The organism is Undibacterium sp. RuRC25W, assembly GCF_049339825.1.
GTDB lineage: Bacteria > Pseudomonadota > Gammaproteobacteria > Burkholderiales > Burkholderiaceae_D > Undibacterium.
The window spans coordinates 167,421-194,401 of the sequence record NZ_JBMPPD010000002.1; the positions used below are offsets into that span (position 1 = coordinate 167,421).

At 46.2% G+C, this 26,981-nt stretch carries 23 protein-coding genes; 10 read left to right on the top strand and 13 right to left on the bottom strand.

Annotated elements, in window-relative coordinates; genetic code table 11:
* Nucleotides 1-47 precede the first annotated feature (47 nt).
* Complete coding sequence (locus ACO0KV_RS01875; RefSeq protein ID WP_423039321.1) at nucleotides 48-836, top strand: fumarylacetoacetate hydrolase family protein; 789 nt, start codon at nucleotides 48-50, stop codon at nucleotides 834-836.
* 27 nt (nucleotides 837-863) lie between these two features.
* Here the strand turns inward: ACO0KV_RS01875 and ACO0KV_RS01880 are convergent, their stop codons facing one another.
* Entirely contained in the window at nucleotides 864-1,781 is a 918-nt protein-coding gene (locus ACO0KV_RS01880; RefSeq protein WP_423039323.1) for a LysR family transcriptional regulator, read from the bottom strand.
* A 212-nt stretch (nucleotides 1,782-1,993) separates the two neighbouring features.
* Here ACO0KV_RS01880 and ACO0KV_RS01885 point away from each other — a divergent pair, with 212 nt between their 5' ends.
* On the top strand, nucleotides 1,994-2,839 hold the full coding sequence (locus tag ACO0KV_RS01885) for a sterol desaturase family protein (RefSeq protein ID WP_423039325.1): 846 nt from the start codon (nucleotides 1,994-1,996) through the stop codon (nucleotides 2,837-2,839).
* A gap of 56 nt (nucleotides 2,840-2,895) precedes the next feature.
* Here the strand turns inward: ACO0KV_RS01885 and trmB are convergent, their stop codons facing one another.
* Entirely contained in the window at nucleotides 2,896-3,612 is a 717-nt protein-coding gene (gene trmB, locus ACO0KV_RS01890; protein ID WP_423039327.1) for a tRNA (guanosine(46)-N7)-methyltransferase TrmB, read from the bottom strand.
* An 890-nt stretch (nucleotides 3,613-4,502) separates the two neighbouring features.
* On the opposite strand from trmB, the gene ACO0KV_RS01895 reads away from it, so the two are divergent.
* Nucleotides 4,503-5,282 carry an FRG domain-containing protein gene (locus tag ACO0KV_RS01895; RefSeq protein ID WP_423039329.1) on the top strand — a complete coding sequence of 260 codons (780 nt, stop codon included), beginning with the start codon at nucleotides 4,503-4,505 and terminating at the stop codon, nucleotides 5,280-5,282.
* Between the two features lie 23 nt (nucleotides 5,283-5,305).
* Here ACO0KV_RS01895 and ACO0KV_RS01900 read toward each other — a convergent pair whose 3' ends face one another.
* The 7 genes from ACO0KV_RS01900 to ACO0KV_RS01930 all read right to left on the bottom strand — a co-directional run bounded on the left by ACO0KV_RS01900 (nucleotide 5,306) and on the right by ACO0KV_RS01930 (nucleotide 13,682).
* Entirely contained in the window at nucleotides 5,306-6,088 is a 783-nt protein-coding gene (locus ACO0KV_RS01900) for a sulfite exporter TauE/SafE family protein (protein WP_423039331.1), read from the bottom strand.
* A 57-nt stretch (nucleotides 6,089-6,145) separates the two neighbouring features.
* Complete coding sequence (gene nadB, locus ACO0KV_RS01905; RefSeq protein WP_423039333.1) at nucleotides 6,146-7,723, bottom strand: L-aspartate oxidase; 1,578 nt, start codon at nucleotides 7,721-7,723, stop codon at nucleotides 6,146-6,148.
* A 346-nt stretch (nucleotides 7,724-8,069) separates the two neighbouring features.
* Nucleotides 8,070-11,012: a CHASE domain-containing protein gene (locus tag ACO0KV_RS01910; RefSeq protein ID WP_423039335.1), complete on the bottom strand. Its 2,943-nt coding sequence runs from the start codon at nucleotides 11,010-11,012 to the stop codon at nucleotides 8,070-8,072.
* A gap of 101 nt (nucleotides 11,013-11,113) precedes the next feature.
* Nucleotides 11,114-11,494 carry a response regulator gene (locus ACO0KV_RS01915; RefSeq protein ID WP_423039337.1) on the bottom strand — a complete coding sequence of 127 codons (381 nt, stop codon included), beginning with the start codon at nucleotides 11,492-11,494 and terminating at the stop codon, nucleotides 11,114-11,116.
* Nucleotides 11,491-11,889 (bottom strand): response regulator transcription factor, encoded by a 399-nt coding sequence (locus ACO0KV_RS01920; protein ID WP_423039339.1) that lies wholly within the window; start codon nucleotides 11,887-11,889, stop codon nucleotides 11,491-11,493. The genes ACO0KV_RS01915 and ACO0KV_RS01920 overlap by 4 nt, the downstream gene beginning before the upstream one ends.
* 48 nt (nucleotides 11,890-11,937) lie before the next feature.
* Nucleotides 11,938-13,080, bottom strand: a complete 1,143-nt coding sequence (locus ACO0KV_RS01925; RefSeq protein WP_423039341.1) for a sensor histidine kinase — start codon at nucleotides 13,078-13,080, stop codon at nucleotides 11,938-11,940.
* Nucleotides 13,077-13,682 carry a response regulator gene (locus tag ACO0KV_RS01930; RefSeq protein WP_423039343.1) on the bottom strand — a complete coding sequence of 202 codons (606 nt, stop codon included), beginning with the start codon at nucleotides 13,680-13,682 and terminating at the stop codon, nucleotides 13,077-13,079. Before ACO0KV_RS01930 ends, ACO0KV_RS01925 begins: the two co-directional genes overlap by 4 nt.
* Before the next feature lie 293 nt (nucleotides 13,683-13,975).
* On the opposite strand from ACO0KV_RS01930, the gene ACO0KV_RS01935 reads away from it, so the two are divergent.
* Complete coding sequence (locus ACO0KV_RS01935) at nucleotides 13,976-14,419, top strand: thioesterase family protein (RefSeq protein WP_423039345.1); 444 nt, start codon at nucleotides 13,976-13,978, stop codon at nucleotides 14,417-14,419.
* A gap of 85 nt (nucleotides 14,420-14,504) precedes the next feature.
* On the opposite strand, the gene ACO0KV_RS01940 is transcribed toward ACO0KV_RS01935, so the two are convergent.
* A complete protein-coding gene (locus tag ACO0KV_RS01940) occupies nucleotides 14,505-15,242 on the bottom strand; it encodes a TIGR00730 family Rossman fold protein (RefSeq protein ID WP_423039347.1) in 738 nt (245 codons plus the stop codon).
* On the opposite strand from ACO0KV_RS01940, the gene polA reads away from it, so the two are divergent.
* The 5 genes from polA (at nucleotide 15,243) to ACO0KV_RS01965 (ending at nucleotide 23,627) form a co-directional block, all read left to right on the top strand.
* Nucleotides 15,243-18,029 (top strand): DNA polymerase I, encoded by a 2,787-nt coding sequence (gene polA / locus ACO0KV_RS01945; RefSeq protein ID WP_423039349.1) that lies wholly within the window; start codon nucleotides 15,243-15,245, stop codon nucleotides 18,027-18,029.
* A gap of 281 nt (nucleotides 18,030-18,310) precedes the next feature.
* Complete coding sequence (locus ACO0KV_RS01950) at nucleotides 18,311-18,793, top strand: GNAT family N-acetyltransferase (protein WP_423039351.1); 483 nt, start codon at nucleotides 18,311-18,313, stop codon at nucleotides 18,791-18,793.
* A 56-nt stretch (nucleotides 18,794-18,849) separates the two neighbouring features.
* The gene (locus tag ACO0KV_RS01955; RefSeq protein WP_423039352.1) at nucleotides 18,850-19,764 is read left to right on the top strand and encodes an SDR family oxidoreductase; all 915 of its coding nucleotides are present in this window, start codon (nucleotides 18,850-18,852) and stop codon (nucleotides 19,762-19,764) included.
* Between the two features lie 214 nt (nucleotides 19,765-19,978).
* Nucleotides 19,979-20,923 carry a LysR substrate-binding domain-containing protein gene (locus tag ACO0KV_RS01960; protein WP_423039354.1) on the top strand — a complete coding sequence of 315 codons (945 nt, stop codon included), beginning with the start codon at nucleotides 19,979-19,981 and terminating at the stop codon, nucleotides 20,921-20,923.
* A 442-nt stretch (nucleotides 20,924-21,365) separates the two neighbouring features.
* Nucleotides 21,366-23,627, top strand: coding sequence for a patatin-like phospholipase family protein (locus ACO0KV_RS01965; protein WP_423039356.1), 2,262 nt, complete (start codon nucleotides 21,366-21,368; stop codon nucleotides 23,625-23,627).
* On the opposite strand, the gene ACO0KV_RS01970 is transcribed toward ACO0KV_RS01965, so the two are convergent.
* A complete protein-coding gene (locus tag ACO0KV_RS01970) occupies nucleotides 23,600-24,388 on the bottom strand; it encodes a helix-turn-helix domain-containing protein (protein ID WP_423039358.1) in 789 nt (262 codons plus the stop codon). The two genes, ACO0KV_RS01965 and ACO0KV_RS01970, sit on opposite strands and share 28 nt — an antisense overlap.
* A 301-nt stretch (nucleotides 24,389-24,689) precedes the next feature.
* Here ACO0KV_RS01970 and ACO0KV_RS01975 point away from each other — a divergent pair, with 301 nt between their 5' ends.
* The gene (locus ACO0KV_RS01975) at nucleotides 24,690-24,899 is read left to right on the top strand and encodes a hypothetical protein (RefSeq protein ID WP_423039360.1); all 210 of its coding nucleotides are present in this window, start codon (nucleotides 24,690-24,692) and stop codon (nucleotides 24,897-24,899) included.
* 54 nt (nucleotides 24,900-24,953) lie between these two features.
* Here the strand turns inward: ACO0KV_RS01975 and ACO0KV_RS01980 are convergent, their stop codons facing one another.
* Nucleotides 24,954-26,039 carry a sn-glycerol-3-phosphate import ATP-binding protein UgpC gene (locus ACO0KV_RS01980; protein WP_423039362.1) on the bottom strand — a complete coding sequence of 362 codons (1,086 nt, stop codon included), beginning with the start codon at nucleotides 26,037-26,039 and terminating at the stop codon, nucleotides 24,954-24,956.
* An 88-nt stretch (nucleotides 26,040-26,127) separates the two neighbouring features.
* Entirely contained in the window at nucleotides 26,128-26,979 is an 852-nt protein-coding gene (gene ugpE, locus ACO0KV_RS01985) for a sn-glycerol-3-phosphate ABC transporter permease UgpE (protein WP_423039364.1), read from the bottom strand.
* Nucleotides 26,980-26,981 lie beyond the last annotated feature (2 nt).

A 26,981-nucleotide genomic window follows, 5' to 3' on the forward strand; every position in this document is an offset into this window, starting at 1 on the left:
TTAAAATGACACCCACCGAGGATACCATCACCTAAGTAGGATTTACTGTGCCTTCTTCTTTATCTCATCGCGTTACCCACTTTGCAACTGCATCGCATATTCTTGCCCAACGACGCCTCAACGGGGAAGTAGGAGAGCGTCTACCGACGGTGATGCGTCCTGCAACTATTGAAGACGCTATGCAAGTTCAAGGCCTGTTAGCCACCCACCTGCAAGACGAGATTGCGGGGTGGAAGTGTGGCATGCCGACGAAAGATAAAATCGTTGTTGCACCAATATTTTCCAAAACGGTGTTCAGACAAACACAAGGTCCGGTTTGCAAAGTCAGTGACGAAAGAGTTGTAAAGATCGAACCGGAGCTGGCTTTTATTTTATGTGCAGATTTACCTGCACGTGCAACAGCGTATGCCGAGGCAGATGTACATGCAGCAATCTCGCACGGTCAAATTGCATTAGAAATCATTGGATGTCGTTATACCAAACCGGCAGAGGCAAGCTTTCCGGAACTGCTTGCGGATGGGTTATTTAATCAAGGATTATTTCTGGGGCCGGAGATAGATCTGCCGGCGGCGCAACAAGCGCAAGAAATCGCGATCACACTGCGTGTACAAAATCAGGATCAACAGGTATTTGCCGGACGTCATCCTGCACCGCATCCGCTCGCCCCACTCTACTGGCTTACCGACTATCTGCGCCAGCAGGGCATAGGATTACGTGCTGGACAAGCGATCATCACCGGTTCTTATGCAGGGAGTCCTGACGTACCGCTTAACACAGATATTCAGGTTCAATTCGCTGAATTTGGGTCGATTGAAGTCCACTTTGCACGTGACTAACCGAAGGTAAATAGGTCATTGTCATACCTACGGCGACGTCGGCACAACGGCTTCGATGTATTGTCTAATTCGTTCAATCAACCAGGTTGCCGCTGGAGATAAACTCCTGCCAGCCAGTGTCACGATACCCATTTCTGCGTAGACTTCAATTTGATCAGGCATGGTGATCTCACACATTGAGCCACACTCTATTTCTGCACGAACGACTGGATACGTACTGAGCAAAATGCTATCGCTATGCAGACAAACGTAATGTAGTAAAGTAGGATTGTCACAGGTGAGTGACAATTCAAACGCTTGTTGCGCGGGGAGCCTAAAAAAATGATGCAAGGCTGTTTTGACCTCCGCAGGTAAGCGTACCGAGACTAATGGATAATCAAAAATACGCTGTGGATCCGCTATCTTCGGCCCTGCTAGCGGATGCCCACTGCGACAAAAGAAACCACCGTATTGCCGTGAAAATCGTTGCACCTGAATCTTGCTGTCAGCCGTAATATTGTGAACATCCGCAATAAAAAACTCTAATTGCTCGTCCACGAGCTGCAGCAACAGGGCATCCCAATTGTTGATATTTACTTCCGTCCGCAATTTGGGGTATTCGCTGAGTAATTGCGCCAGCACAGGGGGTAAAAAAGTGGATCCAGGTAAAGGGCCAACACCAAAATGCACATCGCCCATTTCATGATGCTGCATCTGGTGTATGTCATGGAGTAAATTATTCGCCTCCAGCAACAGCGCTTTGGCACGTTGAATCACCTGCCGTCCGATCGGTGTGATACTGACGCCATGCAGGGTACGGTCGAACAGCTTGCCACCCAGTTCCTCTTCCAGCCCTTGAATGCTACGACTGAGCGCTGACTGCGTCAGATTGACCTTCTGCGCTGCCCTTGCAAAATTCAATTCTTCCGATAAAACAACAGCATGTCGAAGTTTTCGCAAGTCCATCGTTATTCGTCCTTTGTCTGGCATACCACGAAGCTGAGGCCATCTTCCCTTAGGGAAGGATAAAACCGATCCGTAATGCATATAACTCATTACCAATAGCAAAATAATGCATTGGACGACAAACAATTACAAGAGAAGAATGAGGATCAACGCTACCTCAGAGAGCGAAAACAACAAGACAAGCTTGCTTGTCACCTATCTGGAGACTGATTGTGAACCCCCTTCAACTCATTGCCATTACGGCGATCTATCTTGGCTTTGCGCTAGTGGAAATTGTCACTGGTCGCTTTAATAATCTCGGCGCATCAAAAGACGACTGGAAGATTGATGGCGCGATGTTACTCATGTTGCTCACGCTCATACAACCGAGCATTGTCATCGCGATCAACTTCCTGGGGATGCATTTCTTCCCGTTGCAACACAATGCCTATAGCTACCTACCAGCGTGGGGCATGTTCCTGATTCTGCTGGTCGCTGACGACATGACGCAGTACTGGTGGCACCGTTTATCGCATACCTCGTGGATGTGGCCATTTCATCGCGCCCACCATTCTGCGGCGTACATGAGTATTCGTGTGGTGTACCGAAATAATTTTTTCTATTACGCTGCAATGCCGGGCATCTGGATTTCTTCTATCCTGATTTATCTTGGATTCGGTAACGTGTATGTGGTGTATGTTGTACTCAAGATGGCCGTCATCATCGGCGCCCACAGCGCCAACCCATGGGATAAGTCACTCTATCAATTCCCGGTGATCAAACATCTGATGTGGATCGTCGAACGCACGATTTCTACCCCAGCCACGCACTATGCGCACCATGCGTTGACAATGGAGGATGGCATCGGACATTACCGCGGCAACTACGGTAATTTTTTATTTTTCTGGGATGTGTTGTTTGGCACAGCGTTGATTACCCACCATTACCCACCCAAAGTAGGCTTGCAGGATGATCTGCAATTTGGCAAGGAAAACTGGCTGGCAGAATTGTTTTACCCAATTCTCAAATCAAAACGCAGTCATTCCGCACTGGGTAAAGAGAAAGTCATTGTAGAGTAGGTGTTGGGGGAGGATGTTTTTCAACAATGTCATCCCACCCCATCGCCCCCAAAGACTTAGATTTTTTCAAACACCAAGTCCCATACACCATGACCTAAGCGTAAGCCCCGGTTTTCAAATTTGGTTACTGGGCGGTAATCGGGACGTGGTGCATAACCATCGGCTGTATTTTTTAACGTTGGTTCTGCACCTAGCACTTCCAACATTTGCACCGCATACTCTTCCCAATCGGTCGCACAGTGCAAATAGCCACCTGGTGCGAGGCGTGAGGCCAGCAACTGTACCAAAGGCCCCTGAATCAGGCGACGCTTGTTATGACGCGCTTTGTGCCATGGATCTGGGAAAAACACATGCACCCCGTGCAAAGACAATGGCGCGATCATGTTGGTCAGCACTTCAAACGCATCGTGCTGAATGATACGTTGGTTTTGCAACCCCATTTCTTCCGTCAGCTTGAGCAAACTACCAACACCCGGTGTATGAACTTCGACACCGATAAAATTTTTCTCAGGCATGCTGGCAGAGATTTTGGCACTGGTTTCGCCCATGCCAAAACCAATCTCAAATACCGTTGGCGCATTGCGACCAAATATAGCATCAACATCCAATATCGCTTTTTGATAAGGGATACAAAAACGTGGCCCCAGCGTCTCAATCGCGCGTGCCTGCGCATCAGACAAACGTCCGGCACGGGTCACAAAGCTACGAATACGGCGCTCAGTAGGATCATAAAACAGCGGCTTAGCGCTATCAGCAGGTTTGGAATCAGACATACGGGAACTTAGCAAAAGAGGAAGATACGGAACAGCTCAAGAGCAGCGACATCAATCTGCCATCGATTATCGTGCTGTCAGGCGGCGTTGAGATCTGACTGCCACTAGCATCAAGGCTTTTCGACAGCATTTCAATTCCGCAAAAGACGTATTTTAACAGAGCATGTCTGTGATTTAAACAAACATGCCAGAAAAGTAGCATGTAGCAAAGTACGGACTACCTAATGCCAAATAAAAATCAACGATGATAGAGCGCTTTCTCTTTATCAAAAGAACAAATACGTCGACATTCAACAGCTATTCATTTGTATCCATACGTTGTCTTTGATAACGTTTTTACTGATTATTTTTCTGCTTGAAAGGCGCTTTCGGCTCTCCACTTTCTTGCTCATCCTTGATACAGGTTTTTACGCATTGATCATAGGAGCGATCGCACGTCACTGATCTTTCTTTGATTAAACTACGCAAATCAGCGCTTGTACGGTTTTGGTATTCGGATAAGTTCTCGTCGGTTTTTCGCTCGTTATTGGTTGTGATTATCGGGTGAACTATTGTGTGCGACTCTGCTTGAGCATGTCGCAAACACTGTTTTCTCTCCGATGAGCACATCGATGGGCATATCGATTTTTCTTGCGCATGAGTGACTGATGACAAAGTACAAATCAACGTAGCGATCAGGTAAGGCGAGACTTTCATTGCGCACTCTTTCTTATAAGAAATTTAAAATTCCAACAGCGAAATGATATTATCGTTGATGTTTAGGCATTTATTGTAGATAGATGACAATGTCCATTTTTAGTTTCATGTTGATCATTTCAGAGTCGATGGCTGTATGAGATATAGTGTCTCAACATGGCTGCTACCATTTCAACCCAATTGACGATCTATTTATGGAAATAATTCACATCTCTAGTTGGAATGAATTTATTTCGCTCACGTCGAAGTATGATGGCTGGGCTTTTCGCGGACTGCCTGATGCAGATTGGCAACTAAGAAGTTCACTATCACGTTATCTGCATAGTTTTGTACAAGATAAAACTTCATGGTGCCAACGCGAAGAACGAGCGATACGCATTTTTCGGCGAAAGGCGCATATTTATTTACAGGATTCGAGTGTTTTACTGGATCACCTCCGCTGCCTAGCGTTAATGCAACACCATGGCGCTCCTACACGTTTGTTGGACTTTACAAAGTCACCATTTGTGGCGGCTTTTTTTGCGCTCTACCGAACCACTAAGAATTCTGCAGTATTCGCTCTTGATACGCCAAAACTATGGACAGTGGTGCCATCGAACGCACCAACCCTGTACCGAGACATGATCGATCCACGTGTTAATGGTAATTTTGAACGTTATTTTGCTACGAACAATAACGAGGTAATTTGGGTAGGTGAACCTGAGCAAATGGATCGTCGGTTGGTAGCCCAATCCGGCACCTTCGTCGTGCCGGGGGTACTCGATAAAACACTCGAAGAAGTAATACAGCAGTACGAAGAGGGTGACACACTAATTAAGAAAATCGTGTTGCCACCCTCTATTCGTGAGGAGGCGATGTTGTCTCTCTACCGAATGAACATAACGCATGCGACACTATTCCCAGACCTTGATGGTTTGTCGCGTTCGATAGGCTACGAGCTTGAAATTACGTGGCCTGGTTACAAGGCGCTGTGAATGGTTTAAGACAGGAACATATTTTATGCCAATACGTTAAACATGGTCTTGACTGCCAACAAGGTCATGAAGATCCCGAATACTTTGCGAAGTATCGGCGTTGGCAACAGTGCTCCTGCTTTAACACCGACCTTCGAAGCGATGATAGAACAGATACTCATCGCCAGCAACGCATACAAGTCGATATAGCCCCAACGCCAATCATGTGGTGAACCAGCAGTGACGCCAAAGCCGATAATTGCACCAAGTGAAATTGGTAAAATCACTCCCGTCGCAGTACCAATGGCCTTACGGAGCGACAAGCCGACATGGGTCAGATAGAACGTCACCACGGATGCTCCCCCCATACCCGCGAGCGAATAGGCGATCCCAGATAACAGTCCAGCAAAAATATGGAAACGTTGAAAGCGTGGTGAATCTGTTGTCGATTGCTCTGTATGTATTAACAGTTTTACGCCAAAATATGCCAGCATCAAGGACAAACCAAAAGCCAACCACGCACCAGGAATACGAGCGGCAAGCAATGCACCAGCGGTAGCACCAATACCAGCCGGAAGAAATAATTTCTTCAACCACGAGATATCCACATTACCTCTTTGCCAGTGGCTTAAGAAGGATGAGAGCCCAGTGAAGGCCATGGTAGCAAGTGAAGTACCAAAGGCTAGCCGTATCGCTTCTGTTGCATCCATTCCTCCGTTCTTATACATATAAATTAGCATGGGAATGACAATCGCCCCCCCTCCAATGCCAAACATGCCCGCCAAGAAACCAGCAGCGGTCCCTACTATGATTAAATGAAGTAGCATTTATATTTCCATCTTAGAAAAGTTATTTCAACCTATCGAGTTAAGTAGGTATATTTTTTATGCTGAAAGAAATTCATCTGTTTTTCTTTCATTCCTTTGAGAATAGCCCCAGTGTTTTTTGTAGATTCCACTAACCACGGATGTCGTGGGATTAGATTTGAAGTTGCAATCTATATTGAAATGTCCCCCGCGCGATTCTTGGCGGAGAGATGCGCTAAGCAGTATCAGGCGAGCCGCGTCGTAGATATTTTGAGCACGCAGCGCTTGTCCATAAGGAAGAAGGCTTGGTGCTGTCTGGAGGTCCTCTAATTGACGGAGACCAGTTTTGATTCCATCATTACTACGGACGATGCCGGCATGATCCCACAGAGTGACACGTAAGCTTGGTAACATTGAAAGTGATAAGCCAGTTTCAACGATGGTGGGGATCTGAATTGATACTTTTTTGCTGCTAGCAATAGTGGAACTTGTAATTTGCATGGCACAGGCTTTTCCCATCACTACGCACTCCAGCAGCGAATTACTAGCCAGACGATTAGCGCCATGTAGGCCACAATTGGCTACTTCACCAACAGCATAAAGTCCCGCTACACTGGTTCGTCCACTGAGGTCAGCAGCGATACCACCACAGGTATAGTGAGCGGCAGGAGATACGGGTACGCGCGTCGTTGATAAGTCACGGTTGTAACGCCGCGTTAACTCTACAAGATTAGGGAAGTGATGCTCTACGAACTGCTGGCCTTTATGCGAGATATCGAGCCAGACGTAAGGCGATTTATGTGCTGCCATTTCCGAATAGATTGCACGAGCGACGATATCGCGCGGTGCTAATTCTTCTTGCGAGGAATATTTTGGCATAAATCGTTCATTTGCTACATTGTATAAATATCCTCCTTCACCGCGAACTGCCTCGGTGATGAGGCTAACGACTTTTTGGTCAACCTGAAATGCTGTTGGATGGAATTGTACAAATTCCAGATTTTCTACTGCTGCACCGGCACGCCACGCCATTGCTATCGCCTCACCTTTACTTGCATGCGGATTAGTAGCATAAGGATAAAGGCCAGTGATACCACCAGTCGCCAAAACGACATTGGGCGCACTAAAAACAGTCACATCGCCATCAGCCAAGCTTTGAGCGATCAAGCCTGTGACACGGCTAGTATCTGAGATGAGTTCAACTACTTCATATTGACGAATCCAGGTCACATTGGGAAGTAATGCCACTTTGCTCTGCAGTGTCTGCATGATACCGCGCCCCGTCATATCATCAACGTGAGCGACCCGACGTTCAGAATGTCCTCCTTCTCGCGTCAAATGGATATCATTATTTTCGCGGGTAAATGGGACCCCTAAATCGATGAGCCATTGGAGTACAGATGTTCCTGCACCGACGATATCTTTGACAACTTGCTCTTTGCAAAGACCGTCACCAGCAGCGAGAGTATCCTTAATGTGCTTGCCGAAGTTGTCTTCTGCTGAAAAAACTGCTGAGATACCTCCCTGAGCCCAATAACTCGAGGGTTCATCGAATTTGTTTCGAGAGATAACACCAACCTTGATCGTCGAAGGTAATGTTAAAAGTAATGTCAATGCAGCTAAACCTTCACCTACGATAAGTACATCAAACTTCATTTGCAATTCCCATCTATTATTTATTAATATATTTACGTTATCAAGATAACAATAATAATAGATGAATTACTTTTATAGAGCATGCACATTTACAACCGTTTACAACCGCTTACAACTTGATGTAGCCCGGCAATATAAAAAATTCGGTATGTTGGAAGGAGTGAAACGAAGCCAGACACGCCGTGATTATTGCCACTACTTGCTGGCAACAGCATCGAACCATATCCTACAATGTGGTGTTAAATAGACTGCGCCAAAGTCCGTTAGTATGGCGATGAAAAAATAAAGGCGGCCAGAACAACCCTGTCTGCCGCCCTCAGCCATCCTATTGCGATAGGGATCGATGTTACGCTGCTAGAAGTTCCTCTTGTTGTGCAACAGGAAGCCACAGCGTCACTGTCGTTCCAACATCTTTTTCGCTTTGCACGTCTACCCGACCACCATGCAACTCGATAATTTCTTTGACGATACACATACCGAGTCCAGTACCAGGAATATTACCTGACGGATCGGCACGGAAGAAACGCTCAAACAACCGTGACATCTGTGCCGGTGTCAGGCCAATCCCCTGATCTGTCACACGTAAGCCAATTTCTGTTACACCCTCGTGATCCTCGCTCAGTACAAACAGATCAATATCGCCGCCATTAGGTGAATATTTATAGGCGTTACTCAATACGTTCATGAGCGACTGACCAATTTTTTCTGCATCCACTTTGACATCCGGTAAATTGTCACTGATATTGACATTGATGCGACGAGGATCGTTGTTGACGAGTAAAGCGGCCACGGCATTTTCGACAATTGGTGCAATGGCTTGAACACTAAATTTAAAGTCTTTACCAGCACGAGCCTCAATGCGCGCAAGATCGAGTAATTCGTTAATGAGGTTAATCATAATACCGGCCTGACGATTGATCGTGCTTAACAAATCCTTCTGTGTTACCTCATCATATTTGCGGCGCAATAACAATTCTGAAAATCCAAAAATACTCGCCATTGGGGTACGTAATTCATGTGCAGCAGTCGATAAGAATTCGCTCTTAATACGATCGATTTCTGTTTCGCGGGTCACATCACGGAAATAAATTACTTGTTCCAATGAGCCTGGTGCAACCGTACGAATAGAACGAATCAAAATACAAGTCCGAGGAGAGCACAGGTAAACCATTTGCTGACTTGCCTGAACCAAATCATCGTCTGAATCAAGAACGAGATTCATCTTGTTCTCTTCATTAGACGAGACGTAAGCATGGGCAGGATCAGCCAAGGATGCCATGAGCGTGTCAAATTCGTCCATGGTCAGGTTCGTTAATTGAATATTACTAAATCCAGTCATCTCGAGAAACGCTGGATTAACATTCGTCAACTTACCATTGGCGTCAAACGCAACGACACCATCGGGGCTCAAGGTACAAATCGCATCAAGGCGCATTGATCTGATACGCAGGTTTTCTTCTGCTAGAACACGATCGGTTACATCATTCAAACTACCGACATAATGAGTGACTACGCCATCCTGATCAATCACCGGTGCGACAGAGAGATCATTCCAGAACAAGCTACCATCTTTACGATAATTGCGGATCAACACTTTACATTCTCGTCCCTGCTGAATTGCTTGCGATAATTCAACGTTCTCGAGCTGGAACCGATCATCTGCCTGAAGAATTCGACAATTCATACCCAACATTTCGCTGGCGGTATAGCCGGTGATTCTCTCAAACGCGGGGTTGCTATAAATAATTGGCTGACTGGACATCCGCATATCAGCAATAACAATGCCGTTTGTCGCGGCTTCGATTGCCGTTAGCCGGAGCTGAAGAATTGCTTCAGCCATTTTGTCATCACTGATATCTCTGACCATCAGCGAGTAGTTAATTTCATCGTTTTGATTGAACTGACTTAATGAAACTGCTAATGGAAACTGATCGCCAGAAGAACGGATACCAAACGATTCAACGCGGGCACTGCGCATTGCACTACCGGCATTTCCATAACTGTTGAGCGTTTCTTCGATTTTATTAACATCCATACCGTCGATGATTTGCTGCAACGGAAAGTCACTCAGTTTATCGGCGGACAAGCCAAAGATATGCTCCGCAGCTAGATTAACGGACTTCACTATCCCATTCCCATCAACACGCACAATACCATCGGCAGCCGAATCTAAAACTGCCCTCAGTGCATTTTCGCTATGACTTAATTGCGTCGTCATTTCTTTTGCCATACCAAATGCGCTATTGCGGGTCGCTGCTAAATTAGTGACCACGAAAGTAAGCAAAATAGTGACCGCAATTCCTGCAGCAAAAATCATGTGGCTGATAACATTATTTGATAACGCTTCAAATGTCGGTAGGCTCGTAAAACGCAAGGTCCAACTCTTACCTTCGAAGTCCATTTGTCTTGAGCTAACATAGCGTGGACTAACGCCATTATTATTTTGAACACTAGAGAAAAGTAGATTTTTATTGTCTATTTCTTTACCATCAAATACTTCGACTCCTACGCTACTATCGACATTCACCAATACATTGCGCATCATATCTTCGACGCGAAACGGACTATAAACATACCCTAAAAGTGACTCACGACGCTCTTCGACGGAACCTCTGGGTAAGCCATTTTTGTAGATGGGGATGAAGAGAAGAAACCCTGCCTGGTTACCATCTTTCCCTTCCTGAAGCAATTTTACTAGTCCAGTCAAAGCAGGCTCTCCGGTATCACGTGCCTGGTCTAACGCAGAGCGTCTGACTTCTTCACTAGCGAGGTCATAGCCAAACGCACGAAGGTTGCGCCCCCAGAATGGCTCAAGATAAATGACAGCCATATACTCGTCCCGCGGTGCTGCAGGATAAATAGTGTACTCGGGATAACCTTCTGCCCGAATTTTTGCGGTATGGGTTGCCTTCTCCCCATCCGGTACACGAAGAACAAACCCCACGCCCTGAATGCCAGGCGAGGTCTCATCGAGACGTAAGCTCGATACATAAGTACGCCACTGTTCGCGGGAAGTGCTGTTATTCATACTAAACAAAGCAGCACCACCACGTAGAATTTGTTCGTTGCTATTCATGCGTTTTGCTAACGACGTACTGATAAGCTCGCTCGTACTAACAAAGCGTGCCTTATCGACGTCTTCATGATTTCGAAGACTGATCGTCCATACGATATAAGAGATGCTAAGACCGGCAATCAGAATCAAAGAACTCAACCATTCTTTTTTGAGCAGTCTGATGTATCTGTACACCCATAATTGAGTCTTCGCTTGTGGCTGAATCTGGCTCATGATAGTCTCCTACCCATTTCTGGTGGCGGCTGCCAGACAATGCCCGTCGGCAGCAGATATTTAAAAAGCAGGTTGATATTGCAATTGATTTCATCCGTAATTTATTGCTTGACCCGATCAATAACCCGGTCCACTTCATCAAGTAATTGTGAGAAATTAAAAGGCTTCTCTAAAAATGCATCAGCGCCAAATTCTATTCCAAGATTTTTTTCATCTTGCTGAAAAAAAGCACTGAGAATAATGACCGGTATCTGGGATAAATCCGGATCATTTTTAATTGCCTGGCACAAATTAAATCCATCGACACGGCCAGGCATCCGTAGATCGATAATCACACAATCAGGCCTATGCAGATGTGCCATGGCCAACGCGCTTTCACCGTTAGCGGCTTCAATAATCTGATGGCGCTCAAGTTCCATCACCATCCGCACCAGTCGCCGCGCATCAGATTGATCATCCACCACTAAAATAGTGGATGTCATACGAGCGCTCCGGTGGCTTCAATTTCTGCAAAATATTTATCGATCGTATCCATGAGCTCCAATGGACTGAAAGGCTTAATCATGTACGAATTAGCGCCGACTTTTAATCCGGTATCAATATCAGACTGCTGGCCTCTGGCTGTCAACATGATGATTTTTGTCCTTGCATAATCAGGATTTTTTTTGAGTTTTTCGCAGACTTGTAAGCCATCCATACTACCTGGCATCATCACGTCTAATAAAATGATGTGGGGCGCTACAGTTAATGCTAGGTTATACCCACTATCGCCGTTATCGGCCTCATGTAGTTCATAATCTCCGAAATCTAATGTCATACGAATTAATTTTCGGATATCTGCCTGATCCTCAACAATCAAGATGCGCTTGGTTTTCATTTTTGCCTCCGTACCACGATGACTTACCACTGATATGAACAATTCATATTATTTCTTGTCCGCAGCCTGCGCCGCCTTAGCAGCTTGCATACGCTGCATTAAAGCGACCATGTCATGCGCATAGCGTTGCGCTTGTTCTGCATCTAACGTCTGTGTATCTTGAACAGGTGCACCGGTTGCTAATTCAAGATTAAACTCAATAATTTCATCGCCATCACCTTCGATAATACTCATTCGACCACCATGCAAATGTAATATTTGATGACAGATTGGCAGACCCAAACCAGGCCCTTTAGCTGCCATACCGGGCACTTTAGATGTACTGAATTTTCGATCTTTGATGTAATCCTCAACCAAATTAAAAGGGACAAATAATTTTTTTTTCAGAAGATGTTTACTTGCGAATTGGCCATGATTGCGTAAGCTCAGAATCACATGGGTGCCGGTACAACGTAAAGAAATTTCTAAGCGAGATTTTTGTGTCGCGTGGCGCGCCGCGTTGTTAATCAATTCGCGCAATGCTCTCGTTAGCCAAGTGCGACTGCCATAAACCGGTGGGAGTTCAGCATCAAGGCCTTCAAGGTAGACCTCTAAACCACGCGATTCGAGCTGCCGACGTTCGGCATTCAGCGCTTCGGTAATCATACTTTCGAATAGCAAGCGCTCCTGATCGACCAAAGGAGACGTTCCAAATAATTCAGCTAACATTTCGATTCTTTGCAAACGTTCAGAAATGGTGTTACCACTTTCAACCAGCCGTTGAACTTCTGATGGTAATTTTTCGTCTGCCAAAAGACCTAATTGCTGAGCGAATTGATGGATCGGCTTAGATAAATCAATCCGGATAAATTCATAGAAATTCTTGAGTGTCATCTCATAAAATTGCTTTTCGGTCAGCAACTGGGTGACGACAGCATATTGATCCGCAATGGGCAATGGCATGAGCTTTGCCATGCAACCGACTGGATTTCCGGCCTGCATCGGTAATGGAATATTTAACGGTGCCTTACCAAACCCTGCGATCAGATCACGTACCCCCTTTAGTATCCGGGGATCTGGAAAAGCGACACCGATCTTGGCTGAAAAAACCACAACACCTGGCGTATTGACGTACTGAACGATACCCTCTTTATTAACGATAGCAACGCCGTCGGACAGGGAATCAAAAAAAATCTTCATTTGAGCATTCATGATTTACTCCTGCGCGTCTTCCATGTTTCAAAATGGGAAGTAACTGTTTTCACTAGATCCGCGAGTACGACAGGTTTTTTGTAATAGTCTACCACTGAAGGTAGCCCACCCATCTCGTTAATCTGCGTTTTTGTCAGCGTACTGATGACAATAATTTTCATCGTTTCAGCCCAAGAATGTTTGCTGAGCATCAACAATAATTCAACACCATTCACATGCGGCATCAAGACATCGGTAATTAGTAAATCGGGGGGCGTTTCTCCCATTTTTATCAAGCTCTTAAGAGAATTTTCGATTGAAAGAACCCTAATGTTACTCGAGGGAATACAAGCATACAAATCGGTCAACTCTGAATACAAAGCTTGGTTGTCAACAATTAAAATATCGAACGTTTCCATCTCAGCAAGTGATGTTTGTCCGGAACACATCGCCTCAACAGAACTCTTAAATATTCGACGATGTCCACCCGGCGTCCGCCACGCGCTTAGGCGTCCCTGCGCTACCCAAAGCTGCACTGCTCTGACGCTAACCTTCAATACCTCAGCAGCATCGCGTGTGGAAAGCGTTTCAGCATCAAGATTTGTTTTCAGGTCAGATTTCATGACATGTCCCACTTCGGTTTTTTCATACTATGCATGTATTTCATACTATGCGTTTATTTCATCTTTACAAGGAGCAATGTTTTAAAAAATTGTTAAATATTTTTATTTATTTTACAAAGTGGTTTGACCTTGTGTGAGCTCCAGATTTTCACCATAAAACGTTGCGGCGCAACATTTCCCGAGGATTCCTGCAAAAGAGCGCAAAATAATTCATCAAATATAGTGATCGTATCTTTCTGAAGATCGGACAAAGCCAGTTACAATCACGGCTCATCTCAATTTTTGAATTTCTTATGGCTCGTCTGCAATTACAGTTCCCTGAAAACCAGTATTACTACTCCACGCCATTAACGGTTCGTGTCACTGATATTAACGGTGCCAACCATTTGGGAAACGATTCGATGATTTCGATGATCTCTGAAGCCAGAGCTCGGTTTTTATACGAATTCGGCATCCGCGAAACAGCGCAGGAGGGGGTAGGTATTATCGTTACTGATCTCGCAACAACCTACAAAGCCGAAGCGCATGCGCGCGACCAATTGTTGTTTGAAGTAGGCGTGATGGATTTTAATAAGTACGGTGGGGATATTATTTTCCGTATTTCACGTCCCGCTAATCAAACTCTGGTGGCGATGGCAAAATCCGGTTTTGTCTTTTTTGACTACCGCTCAGCGCAAGTTGTAGCAATGCCCGAGCACTTCAAAGACAAGTTCTCCCGTGTCAATTATATTGATTGAGCGAAGAACACTTTAATCTCCAGTGTGTGATAAAAAAGCAGAATACGCTCTGCTTTTTTATGGAACTGTAGAAATTCAAGCAATTTTACAAATATAACATTCGATGACGCTCATCCTCAGAGGGCTCGATATTACGTTGTTCATAGAACGCATAAATCGCATCAACAATATTGGCTGGCTCATCGATTAATTGCACTAGGTTCAGATCTTCAGGTGAAATCATCCCATTTGCCACCATCTGGATTTTCATCCATTCAATTAAGTCATTCCAAAAACTGGTGCCCACGAGAATAACCGGAATATGCCGGGTCTTACCTGTTTGTATCAACGTCAGCACTTCACTGACCTCGTCCATCGTGCCGAAACCACCCGGATAGACAACATACGCATCGGCGTATTTTACAAAAGCGACTTTGCGTGCAAAGAAATGGCGGAATGTCAGACTGATATTTTGCCATGGGTTATTTTTTTGCTCATGAGGCAACTCGATATTTAAGCCGACGGAAGACGATTTGCCTTCATATGCACCCTTATTTGCTGCCTCCATAATACCGGGGCCACCACCCGAAACCACAGCAAACCCTTCATCAGACAATCGTCGCGCCAGGTCAACGCAGCTTTGATAATACGGGTCCTCTGGCTTAGTTCTGGCGGATCCAAAAATAGTCACCGCAGGGCCAATATTTGAAAGGCGCTCGGTAGAGTCGATAAACTCTGCCATAATCGTGAACATATGCCATGATTCACGCGCTTTTAAGGCTGTTGCCTTATCTTTGTCCATTATCTGGCGCAACCTTGTTATATTTTTTCTGTTCTCGTTCATATGCAAAATACCCTGTTGTTAGTTGATGGTTCCAGCTATTTGTACCGTGCTTTTCATGCGATGCCTGATTTGCGCAATCCACAAGGCGAACCAACCGGTGCCATTTACGGCATGATCAATATGTTACGTCGCCTACGCAGCGATTATCCGGCAGCATACATGGCGTGTGTATTTGATGCAAAAGGCAAAACGTTCCGCGATGATCTTTATCCAGAATACAAAGCACAAAGGGCACCGATGCCAGATGACTTGCGACTGCAAGTTGAACCAATTCACGAAGTGGTCAAGGCGATGGGATGGCCTATCCTGATGGTGGAAGGTGTCGAAGCAGATGACGTGATTGGCACGCTCGCTGTCGAAGCCAGTAAACTCGGGATGAACACCGTCGTCTCCACCGGTGATAAAGATCTAGCGCAATTGGTTAATCCAAACGTGATGCTGATCAACACCATGACCAATGAAAAAATGGACGAGCCTGGCGTACTGGCAAAATTTGGCGTTCCACCCAATCGCATCATCGATTATCTGACACTGATTGGCGATACCGTGGATAACGTCCCTGGCGTTACCAAATGCGGCCCAAAAACTGCCGTAAAATGGCTCACAGAATACGACAGTCTGGACGGCGTCATTGAGAACGCTGACAAAATTAAAGGCGTGGTCGGCGACAATTTACGCGCAGCCCTTGAATGGCTGCCACGTGGCCGTGAACTCATCACCGTCAAGACAAACTGCGATTTAGCAGCGCATTATCAATCGATACAAGCGAGTCTGATCAGCCAAGACGAAAGCAAAGAAGCCATGCTGGCGTTCTTCAGCCGCTACGGTTTCAAAACCTGGTTACGTGAATTATCAGGTGACGCCACAGCTGGCTCGATACCACTGAAAGGTGGCGCTGCATCTAATTCTTCCGGCAACACGCCCGCACAAGCTGGATTATTTAGCGAAGACACCAATCCAGATACCGTGCCAGCCATCGTCGTCAAAAATTATGAATTGATCCTCACTGAGGCTGATTTGGACGCATGGATAGCACGCATCCAAAACGCCGACCTGACGGCAGTCGACACCGAAACAACGTCGCTTGAACCAATGACGGCACAACTCGTAGGCATTTCACTGTGTTGCGAAGCCGGACATGCATGTTATATCCCAGTTGCCCATCACTACGGTGATTGTCCACAGCAGTTATCGCGTGAACTAGTTTTAGCCAAACTTAAGCCTTGGCTGGAAGACGATAGCAAAGCCAAAGTCGGACAGAATCTGAAATACGATACGCATATTTTTGCGAACCAAGGTGTGCATTTACGTGGTATCAAACACGATACGCTATTGGAATCGTATGTGTTTGAATCGCATAAGTCGCATGATATGGATAGTCTCGCATTGCGTCACCTAGGCAAAAAAACGATTAGTTATGAAGAGGTCTGCGGTAAAGGTACCTCACAAATTTGTTTTGACCAAGTCGAGATCGAACGAGCGACTGCTTACGCCGCAGAAGATGCTGACATCACCCTACAATTACATCAGGCGATGTGGCCAGAGATTGAACCGGATGTCAATCTGCTACGTGTGTACCACGAGATTGAATTACCGACATCGATTGTTTTGCAAAAAATTGAACGCAACGGCGTCTTAATCAACAAAGATCTACTTGCGACGCAATCCAACGAAATCGGTCTTCGTTTGTTAGAACTCGAACAAAAAGCCTATGAGCTCGCAGAGCAGCCATTCAACCTGAACTCGCCAAAGCAATTGGGCGAAATCTTCTTTGGCAAACTTGGCTTACCTGTCGTCAAAAAAACACCGTCTGGCGCCCCCTCAACTGACGAAGAAGTCTTACAAAAACTAGCTGAAGATTACCCACTGCCAAAAGTACTACTTGAGTATCGCGGATTAGCCAAACTCAAATCGACTTATACCGACAAGTTGCCCAAAATGGTCAATGCTAGTACCGGCCGCGTTCACACCAACTATGCGCAAGCCGTTGCAGTAACAGGGCGTCTGGCGTCAAATGATCCAAATTTGCAAAACATTCCGGTACGTACTGCCGAGGGGCGCCGTATTCGCGAGGCGTTTATCGCGGCACCAGGTAATGTCCTTATTTCTGCTGACTACTCGCAAATTGAGTTACGCATCATGGCGCATATTTCTGGCGACGCGAGTTTGCTCAAGGCATTTGCTGATGGTGAGGATGTCCATAAAGCAACTGCGTCAGAAATTTTTGGTGTGTCATTACCAGAAGTCACGAGCGAACAACGACGCTATGCCAAGGTCATTAACTTCGGCCTGATCTATGGCATGAGCGCTTTTGGTCTCGCAGGTAATCTAGGAATTGAACGTAGCGCTGCGCAAAACTATATCGACCGCTATTTTCAAAGGTATCCTGGCGTTGCCCAGTACATGGCCGACACCCGTACGAAAGCAAAAGCGCATGGCTATGTAGAAACGGTCTTTGGACGTCGTCTGTGGCTGGCTGAAATCAATAGTCCGAACGGTCCACGTCGACAAGGCGCAGAACGGGCAGCAATTAACGCACCGATGCAAGGAACCGCCGCTGATTTAATCAAGTTGGCGATGATTGCAGTACAAAACTGGCTGGAAACAGACAAGTTGCAATCCAAAATGATTATGCAAGTCCACGATGAACTGGTGCTGGAAGTGCCAGAGTCTGAACTAGAATTAGTTAAGAAAAAATTGCCTGAATTGATGGCGGGCGTTGCACAATTAAACGTGCCTTTGTTAGCGGAAGTTGGCGTTGGTGCGAATTGGGAAGAAGCGCACTAAACATAAAAACCGCAGCAAAAAGTATAAATGCCGTGCTACTAGACAATACTGGGAGCACGGCAATCTTTTTTAGAGAGCTAGCTTATTTGTTGCCTTCCAACTTGAATGCACCTTTTCAACTGCTGTGATCGCACGTTCAATCTACGCTAAAACGCAACGACGCAATTCACCGACATAAGGACTATCGTCTAAGAGACACTCATTAATCAGTCAATAGCGACGATACAAGATTGCCTTACGTCGCTTATACTTCAGTATCGAACGCTCACTCATTTCTGCTTATGCTGACAATAACCCAAGCCGACTTACACCGCGCACAACATGCAAACGATCTGCTTTTCCTCTTGAATGACTATGCTTGTGACCCAATGGGTGGCGGGGAACCGTTATCGGATTACACCCGACAACATCTGATTGAATCCTTAAAACTACGTCCGACCGTCGTTGCATTCCTTGCGTATCAGAATGACCAACCAGCGGGTTTTTCGATCTGCATAGAAGGTTTTTCGACGTTCGCTTGTCGACCTTTACTCAATATCCATGACTTTGCGATACGCGCGGAGTTTCGAGGTTTAGGAATAGCAAAAAAACTCATCGACGTCATCAGCAATTTTGCTCAAACACGCGGTTACTGTAAATTAACGCTGGAAGTATTAGACGGTAATGCACCAGCGCGTGCCTTGTATATTGATCAAGGTTTTGCAACCTACGAACTCGATCCAGCCATGGGCGGTGCGATGATGATGCAAAAGAAATTTATCTGATTATTTTTTATGCTTGAAAAGTACAACATTTAATAACAACCTATAAAGGAAGACAAATGACGCTTAATTTTAATGGCCGGGTAGCAATCGTTACTGGTGCAGGTGGTGGTTTGGGTCGTGAACACGCGTTAGCGTTAGCTGCACGCGGTGCTAAGGTCGTTGTTAATGATCTAGGCGGAGCCCGCGATGGATCGGGTTCATCTCTCTCGGCAGCACAGGCGGTAGTTGAAGAAATCCGCGCAGCAGGCGGCGAAGCCATCGCGAATGGTGCGTCTGTGACCGATTTTGCCGCAGTACAGGCCATGGTTGCTGAAACCATCGCGCAATGGGGTCGGGTCGATATTCTGATCAACAATGCGGGCATTTTGCGAGACAAGAGTTTTGCCAAAATGGACATAGATGACTTCAAACTGGTGATGGACGTTCACCTGATGGGCGCTGTGCATTGCTGTAAGGCGGTCTGGCCTGTCATGACAGAACAGAAATACGGACGTATCGTGATGACGACTTCCTCATCTGGCTTATACGGCAACTTCGGGCAATCCAATTACGGTGCAGCCAAAATGGCGTTAGTCGGTCTGATGCAAACGCTGGCGCTGGAAGGGGCTAAATACGATATTCGCGTCAACAGTCTGGCACCAACAGCAGCGACGCGGATGACCGAGAGTTTGTTCCCTGTCGAGTTTTTACAGGCACTGAAACCATCTGATGTGGTTCCTGCCATGTTGGTATTGGCAGCAGAGGATGCACCGACACGTGCTATTTTATGTGCTGGTGCAGGCAGTTTTGAAGCAGCAAATATCACGTTAACTCAAGGCGTTTTTGTCGGCCGTAATAGCGATGCACCAGAACAACTTGCCGCCCGTTTATCAGAAGTTCGCCAACGCGAAGGTGAAACCGTGCCCGATAGCGGCACAGCACAAGGGCACGTAGAGCTCACCAAAGCGATGAGTAATTTGCAAAAAAATTAATTAAAGTTTTATAAAAACAACATCGCTTGCTTATTAAATTTATAAGCAAGCGAAATTTATACTCCCCTGTGTATAAGTATATTTTTTCTCAATATTGCGTTTTCATAAGGATAATTACGGATAATAAAATATACTCCCCGTATTAACGGTATTTTTCAGAAGTTGAATAAAACAGATTGCTGACGCCAGCAAAACTCTGTGCCACACTAAGCTCATGACACTCACAGAATTAAAATATATCGTTGCCGTCGCTAGGCAAAAACATTTCGGTCATGCAGCGGAAGCCTGCTTCGTTGCACAACCAACCTTGTCTGTTGCGATTAAAAAACTCGAGGATGAGTTAGGTGTAACGATATTTGAACGTGGTGGTACCGAAATTTCAACAACCCCGCTGGGCGCACAGATTGTTGCGCAGGCTGAGCGTGTGCTGGAACAAACTGCGGCAATCAAAGAAATAGCAAAGCAAAACAAAGATCCCTTAGCAGGCCCTTTCCGGCTTGGCGTGATTTACACCATTGGCCCCTATCTATTACCAACGCTGGTCAAAACAATGATACAGCGTGTACCGCAAATGCCGCTGGTGTTGCAAGAGAACTTTACTGTCAAGCTGATCGAACTCCTGCGCCAAGGCGAACTGGATGCAGCGATCATGGCCTTGCCTCTGCCTGAGCAAGGCATGATGATACAACCCCTATACGACGAACCATTCGTCGTCGCTATGCCGAAAGACCATGCCTGGGTAAATCGCAAAGAAGTCTCCACCGCAGAATTAAAATCAGAAACGATGTTATTACTGGGCAATGGTCATTGCTTCAGAGATCAGGTCTTAGAAGTTTGCCCTGAGATGGCACGCTTCTCGACCACAGGTGATGGTATCGCCCGTACGTTTGAAGGCTCATCGCTGGAAACCATACGTCACATGGTCGCTTCTGGCATTGGATTAACGGTGTTACCGATCGCCTCTGTGCCAGACATGGGCAGTACCGATGGCATGCTACGCTACGTCCATTTTGCGAAACCTGTGCCAGATCGTCGTGTTGTGATTGCATGGCGCAAAAGCTTCACACGACAAGCCGCCATCGATGCCATCCGTGACGCCGTACTCGCGTGTGACCTACCCGGCGTTACCATGCTGGATGAAGGCATTAGCCTCCAATAAACGAATCTGGACTATTTTTAGTTCCGCCATCGGTAAGTATCACCCCAACATAAACTCATGGCTCCCCTGCCCGCTTTGCGGCAGACGGGGATGTTGAGCATATTGATCATGTCGGGGATTGGTTCTGACGTTGGTTCTGACGTTGCTTTTGACCTTTTCCGGTTGAGACAACGCAATTTGTGCGACAAGAAAAGTGAGTGGCCGCCGAACTACCTCTAGCCTCGCACCGCAGAGTACAACCTCATTACTCACTAACATCCAACAAAAAAAAGAGACGACACCATGCTCTCCCACCCCATCCAAACTGCCACGCGCGCGCGCCAGTAGAAATAAGTAATAACTGATAACAGTATCAACATGACTGAAGCTATACTCTGGACTTTTCTGAACCAGTCGCCGCAAAATCAGTCTATCTGCGGTTCATTGTTTACAAAGAGTCTGGATGACTATGTTATTGAACCGATTTTTTCTCTTGTGCGCCAATATTACGTTAATGGGCGTAACAACTCTCAGCATCGCACAATCTAATCCCAATAGCTCTGTCGATACGATCGTACCGGTCAATCGTCCACGCATCGCGCTGGTGTTATCTGGTGGTGGTGCCCGTGGTTTTGCTCATATCGGCGTCTTACGGGCACTGCGTGAACTGCGAATTCCGGTTGATATAGTTGTGGGTACCAGTATGGGTGCCGTTGTCGGTGGTGCGTATGCAGCAGGACGTACGCCCGAAGAATTAGAAAAAACCGTTCACGATACGGATTGGGATAATGTCTTATCTGATCGCCCTGCTCGCAATGATCTCGATTTCCGACGGAAAGAAGAAGACACGCTGCTGCCGACACGGATCGAATTTGCTGCAACCAAGAAAGGCGTCTCCTTGCCAACAGCGGCAGCTGGTAATGCCGCACTGGAGAACGCCCTCACACAACTTTTACCTGAAGGAATGCGCGACTATCCGGTAAATCAATTAGCATTACCATTTCGATCAGCGGCATCGGACCTATTGACTGGCGAACTGGTTGAACTTGACACTACCCCCCTACTGGCAACGATGCGTGCGTCCTTGGCGGTGCCTGGTGTTTTTGCTCCGGTTCGCATCAAAGACAAATTAGTCGTTGATGGTGGGCTAGTCAGTAATCTTCCAGTCGAAATGGCGCGGGCGATGGGCGCCGATATTATTATTGCGGTAAACGTAGGCACTCCCCTAGCGAAAGAGCATCAGTTACAAAGTGCGGTGGACGTGGCAACACAGATGTTACAAATTCTGACTGAACAAAATGTACAACGCTCAATCAAACAACTAAAGGATCAGGACGTCTTAATCTCGCCAAATTTGGATGGCATTACATTTCTGGATTTTTCCCAATATCCACGTGCTATCAAGGCTGGCGAAGAAGCAACGCTGAAATTAGCTCCACAGTTGCAAGCGCTTAGCCTCTCACCTGATCATTTTTTAGCCTATGAAGTGCAACGACTGCACGCGGGTACGATGACAAAAATGCCCATCACTGCGCTACCGATCGCACATATTGAAGTTCAGGGAACGCAGTACATCAATCCGATTGCTTTACGATCGCAGACAGGAATCGAAGAAGGTCAGGTGCTGACACAAGAGCAGATTCGCGCTGCGACAACCCGACTCTATGGTCGTGGAGATCTCGATAAAGTTGAAACAATCATTACCGATCACAATGGCGAACGAGATATCCTCATCAAGCCAACAGAATCAAACTCCAGCCGTAATCGCTTACGTGTGGGTATGGAATTAGCGAGTAATTTTTCTGACGAAAACAATTTTGCATTAGATCTGATGCACGTTGCATCTTCAATCAATGCTTACGGTGCAGAACTACGCACACTTGCAAAGATTGGCAGCGTGCGTCAATTCAGCACCCAATTCTGGCAACCCTTAGCACCTGCTTCACAATGGTACGTGGCACCATCCGTCGACTACAAAGCAAATAACCTCAATGTCTACAACAATGAGACCAAAATTGCCACCGAAGGTACGACCAGTAGTAGCATAACGATGCTACTCGGAAGACAATTTGGTAATTGGGGAAGTATAGAAGCAGGCTTCACCAGAGGCTTTCAGAAAGTTACCTCGGAACTATCGTCTGATCCATCAAAAAGTTACAACCCCAATTCGCGAATCTATGACACGACCGAATTTATTAACTTTAAAATCGATACACTCAATTCTCTGGCATTCCCGACGCAAGGCAGTTATGTCAATGCGGTATGGCAACGCTCGCCCAGCAAGATATCGGGGCAACCATCCGCTGCAAAATCAGAACTCAGTATGATGCAGGCGTTTGAATCGGGTGACTGGTCAGGACATCTTTATGGAGAATGGACCAAATCACCAAATGCACCACAATTGGCACCGTTAGGGGGATTTCTCCGATTATCTGGCTTGCCCACTAACTCGTTGAGTGGCGACGAAAGTATATTTGGCCGTGTCGTTATCGCACGTAAAATCGGCGCTTTGCCGAGTACCGTGGGCGGTGCAATACGATTTGCACTTTCTGCTGAAGTTGGCGGTACTTATGGTGCATCAGTGCCGTTCAGTACAGGTATTCTGAAACAAGCAGGCAGTGCGAGTTTATCCGTCGATACCCGTTTTGGTCCGTTGTTCTTTGGTGCTGGTGCGACCCGAGGGGCGGGCTCAGCAGTTTATCTTTTCTTAAGTCCGATCTGGTGAGTGATGCTCGGCAGATCAGGTTTTGCTTCTGGCCGCCGTAACGCGGTCAAAGCCGAGAACTCCCAAGACTGGAAGCCCACCAATAGCGTAAAACCATCACGCTCCTCAGGTTTAAGACGACGATCATCTTGCTGTAAGCGTGCCAACTCAGCAGCGAGATGCTGAATTTTCTGGACGATTTCCATCGCGCTGCGATCAGACACTCGCGCAGGAACACACAATAAGGTCTCGCCATGTCGGTCAAAGGTTCCTCTGAAATAGTCACTCACGACATGATCACGAAAGAATTGCTGCACCGGCCCATCCGGACGCCAATGAAATGCTGGAGAGACGTTTAAGCGATAACGATTATTGGGGCGAAGCTCGATCAGTTCTAATTTATCTAATGCAATCAAATGCAGGATACATTCTGGTTCACTCAATTCGTAGGTTTCAACAATTTGTTCGAGTGTCCAGTGACCAAGACAAGAAATAGCAACCAATAATAACTTTGCATCCGCCACTAATGATTTTTCTTGTGCCAGTGTCAGCGTATCGGAATGGGGTGTCACATCAGCCGCTTGCCTAAACACATCCTCTAAGGCAATGCCTGCGGCTTTGCAGATTTCTGCCAAGCGCGATAAATTCATATCTTTTTGACCGAACATCCGTTTGACACTGGATTCACTCATTCCTATCCGGTCCGCCAGTATTTTGTAGGTCACACCAGCCGCCCGCAACTCGGCGCGCAGCACATTGAGCAATATTTCTGGTGAACTCATTTCATCCGACTCCGATTATAAATTGTGCACAATAGTATCAAAATTCAGTACCAAGCATACTAAATTTTAAACCTTAGCACATTTTACTGGTTCTGAGTTCTCGCCGTTGAGACACTACACGTCGTCAACAGAAGTGGACAAATTTTCTGAGTAGAACGATCTCTGACGTCGCAAGGCGATGGCTTTGCAGCGATGAGTAATCCGGATAGATGGTGTCTCCTCCGCTATTTATCCGGATGATCCAATCTAGAGACAGTGAATAGACAGCAGTAGAACATTCAATCAGACCGTAAAGGTGTTTATGAATACGCTCATCCGATATAGTGCATGCATACTCATAACTGGCTTCGTTTTTGCCTCGGGCTATGCACTAGGACAACATCAGGCGACAGAACAAGGGCCTTCTCTTCACCAACAAGATCTCTCAACGCTGATCAGTGAATCGACAGCAACAGATGAACACGTCGATAGCAATAAAACGCCGCGCCGTAAACCTGCTTTGTTGATGTGATTCGTCAGCACAATGAACGCAGAACGAGCCCGATTCACATCACGATCTGGTCACTTAATCGATACGTCTTTGTGTCTGCGGATCGAATCTGTGCATGCTATCGAAAGTAAATCCAGCAGTCGTTTTTTGTCCCACGCTGACCTGTACTCCGACTGGAGCCCGAACAACTAAGGTTTGTCCTGCACAACGACCATGAACCAACAAATCAGCACCTAACGATTCGACCAGATCGACCTCAAAAGGTAACCCAGGCATCCCGATAAATAAGTGCTCAGGACGCACACCCAAAATGGTTTCTGTATCTGTGGCAGTGTTAGGTTGCTGATGTAATGGATGGAACGGTAATTCAAACTTCACATCACCCATCGTCATCCAATGTCCATCGCTGCTCATCGTTCCTTGCAAAAGGTTCATCGGTGGTGAACCAATAAAACTCGCCACAAAACTTGTCGCAGGGCGGGAATAAACTTCGTCAGGTGTTCCAATTTGCTCTGCTACACCGCCATTCATCACAATCATTCGCTGACCGAGCGTCATCGCCTCGACCTGATCGTGGGTGACATATAAACTAGTGGTCGCCAGTGTTTTGTGTAATTTCTGAATTTCCAGACGCATTTGAACTCGTAACTTGGCATCCAGATTGGACAGTGGCTCGTCAAACAAAAATACAGCGGGCTCGCGGACAATCGCCCGGCCCATTGCCACCCGCTGACGCTGCCCACCAGATAAAGCACGTGGTGTACGATCCAGCAAATTTTCTAATTCCAGAATCTTTGCAGCCTTGTTCACGCGTTCGCTAATTTCTGCTTTGGAATAGCCTCGTATCTTCAAGCCATACGCCATGTTTTCAAACACACTCATGTGTGGATACAACGCATAGTTTTGAAATACCATCGCGATGTCACGGTCCTTTGGTTCAAGTTCATTGACCACGCGATCACCAATGACAACCTCGCCTTCACTGATCTCTTCGAGTCCGGCAATCATGCGTAATAAACTCGATTTACCGCAACCAGAAGGACCGACGATGACGACAAACTCACCATCATCAATATCAACAGAAATACCATGAATAACGTTCACCGTTTTTTTGCCGTGACCGTAGATCTTTTTTACATTTTTTAAGTGGACCTGTGCCATCTTTATTCTCTTTGTTTTCTTTAATTTCTTTGCGAATACATTGTTTGTCGTCTGCAATTGACTCAGCTAGAAAGACACGAGCAAAGCGTTACTTCTCAGAATCAACTAATCCTTTAACAAACCATTTTTGCATCAGCACCACAATCAGTCCAGGGGGGATCATTGCCAGCAATAAGGTTGCCATCACGAGATTCCACTCAACGGCAGCATCACCACCCGCAATCATACGTTTGATACCTACACCAATCGGATACATGCTTTGCTCGGTTGCAACCAGCAGAGGCCAAAGATACTGATTCCAACCGTAGATAAACATAATCACAAACAAGGCCAGCAAATTGGTACGAGACAAAGGCCAGATCACATCTTTAAAAAAACGAATTGGTCCTGCACCATCAATACGCGCAGCTTCGGCTAGTTCATCGGGTATTGTCAGAAAAAATTGTCGGAATAAAAAAGTAGCTGTCGCAGAAGCAATTAATGGCACCGTTAATCCAGCGTAGGAATTAAGCATCCCGAAATCTGAAATGACTTTATAGGTCGGGTTAATTCTGACCTCTACAGGTAACATCAGCGTCAGGAAAATCATCCAGAAAAATAAGCGCCGACCAGGAAAACGGAAGTACACCAAAGCAAATGCTGACAGCATAGAAATAGCAATTTTACCGACAGCGATCAGTAATGCTGATACTAGGCTGACCCACATCATCTGGGCGACAGGACTGATATCCACATTCCCACTGGCACCACCCTGAAGTACCGTCGCAAAATTATGCAAAAGCTGATCACCAGGGATCAGAGAAATCGGTGCTAATGCTGCTTGCTCAGCAGTCTGTGTGCTGGCAACAAAAGCAATATAGATTGGAAACGCAATCAACATCACGCCGATAATTAATACTGCGTGACTAATCGCATCTAGTATTGGTCTACGTTCTATCATGT

Coding starts and splice junctions, on each gene's coding strand:
- ACO0KV_RS01880 (WP_423039323.1), bottom strand. CDS start 1,781: ATGGACTTGCGAAAACTTCGACATGCTGTTGTTTTATCGGAAGAATTG.
- trmB (WP_423039327.1), bottom strand. CDS start 3,612: ATGTCTGATTCCAAACCTGCTGATAGCGCTAAGCCGCTGTTTTATGAT.
- ACO0KV_RS01895 (WP_423039329.1), top strand. CDS start 4,503: ATGGAAATAATTCACATCTCTAGTTGGAATGAATTTATTTCGCTCACG.
- ACO0KV_RS01900 (WP_423039331.1), bottom strand. CDS start 6,088: ATGCTACTTCATTTAATCATAGTAGGGACCGCTGCTGGTTTCTTGGCG.
- nadB (WP_423039333.1), bottom strand. CDS start 7,723: ATGAAGTTTGATGTACTTATCGTAGGTGAAGGTTTAGCTGCATTGACA.
- ACO0KV_RS01910 (WP_423039335.1), bottom strand. CDS start 11,012: ATGAGCCAGATTCAGCCACAAGCGAAGACTCAATTATGGGTGTACAGA.
- ACO0KV_RS01915 (WP_423039337.1), bottom strand. CDS start 11,494: ATGACATCCACTATTTTAGTGGTGGATGATCAATCTGATGCGCGGCGA.
- ACO0KV_RS01920 (WP_423039339.1), bottom strand. CDS start 11,889: ATGAAAACCAAGCGCATCTTGATTGTTGAGGATCAGGCAGATATCCGA.
- ACO0KV_RS01925 (WP_423039341.1), bottom strand. CDS start 13,080: ATGAATGCTCAAATGAAGATTTTTTTTGATTCCCTGTCCGACGGCGTT.
- ACO0KV_RS01930 (WP_423039343.1), bottom strand. CDS start 13,682: ATGAAATCTGACCTGAAAACAAATCTTGATGCTGAAACGCTTTCCACA.
- ACO0KV_RS01935 (WP_423039345.1), top strand. CDS start 13,976: ATGGCTCGTCTGCAATTACAGTTCCCTGAAAACCAGTATTACTACTCC.
- ACO0KV_RS01940 (WP_423039347.1), bottom strand. CDS start 15,242: ATGAACGAGAACAGAAAAAATATAACAAGGTTGCGCCAGATAATGGAC.
- polA (WP_423039349.1), top strand. CDS start 15,243: ATGCAAAATACCCTGTTGTTAGTTGATGGTTCCAGCTATTTGTACCGT.
- ACO0KV_RS01950 (WP_423039351.1), top strand. CDS start 18,311: ATGCTGACAATAACCCAAGCCGACTTACACCGCGCACAACATGCAAAC.
- ACO0KV_RS01955 (WP_423039352.1), top strand. CDS start 18,850: ATGACGCTTAATTTTAATGGCCGGGTAGCAATCGTTACTGGTGCAGGT.
- ACO0KV_RS01960 (WP_423039354.1), top strand. CDS start 19,979: ATGACACTCACAGAATTAAAATATATCGTTGCCGTCGCTAGGCAAAAA.
- ACO0KV_RS01965 (WP_423039356.1), top strand. CDS start 21,366: ATGACTATGTTATTGAACCGATTTTTTCTCTTGTGCGCCAATATTACG.
- ACO0KV_RS01970 (WP_423039358.1), bottom strand. CDS start 24,388: ATGAGTTCACCAGAAATATTGCTCAATGTGCTGCGCGCCGAGTTGCGG.
- ACO0KV_RS01975 (WP_423039360.1), top strand. CDS start 24,690: ATGAATACGCTCATCCGATATAGTGCATGCATACTCATAACTGGCTTC.
- ACO0KV_RS01980 (WP_423039362.1), bottom strand. CDS start 26,039: ATGGCACAGGTCCACTTAAAAAATGTAAAAAAGATCTACGGTCACGGC.
- ugpE (WP_423039364.1), bottom strand. CDS start 26,979: ATGATAGAACGTAGACCAATACTAGATGCGATTAGTCACGCAGTATTA.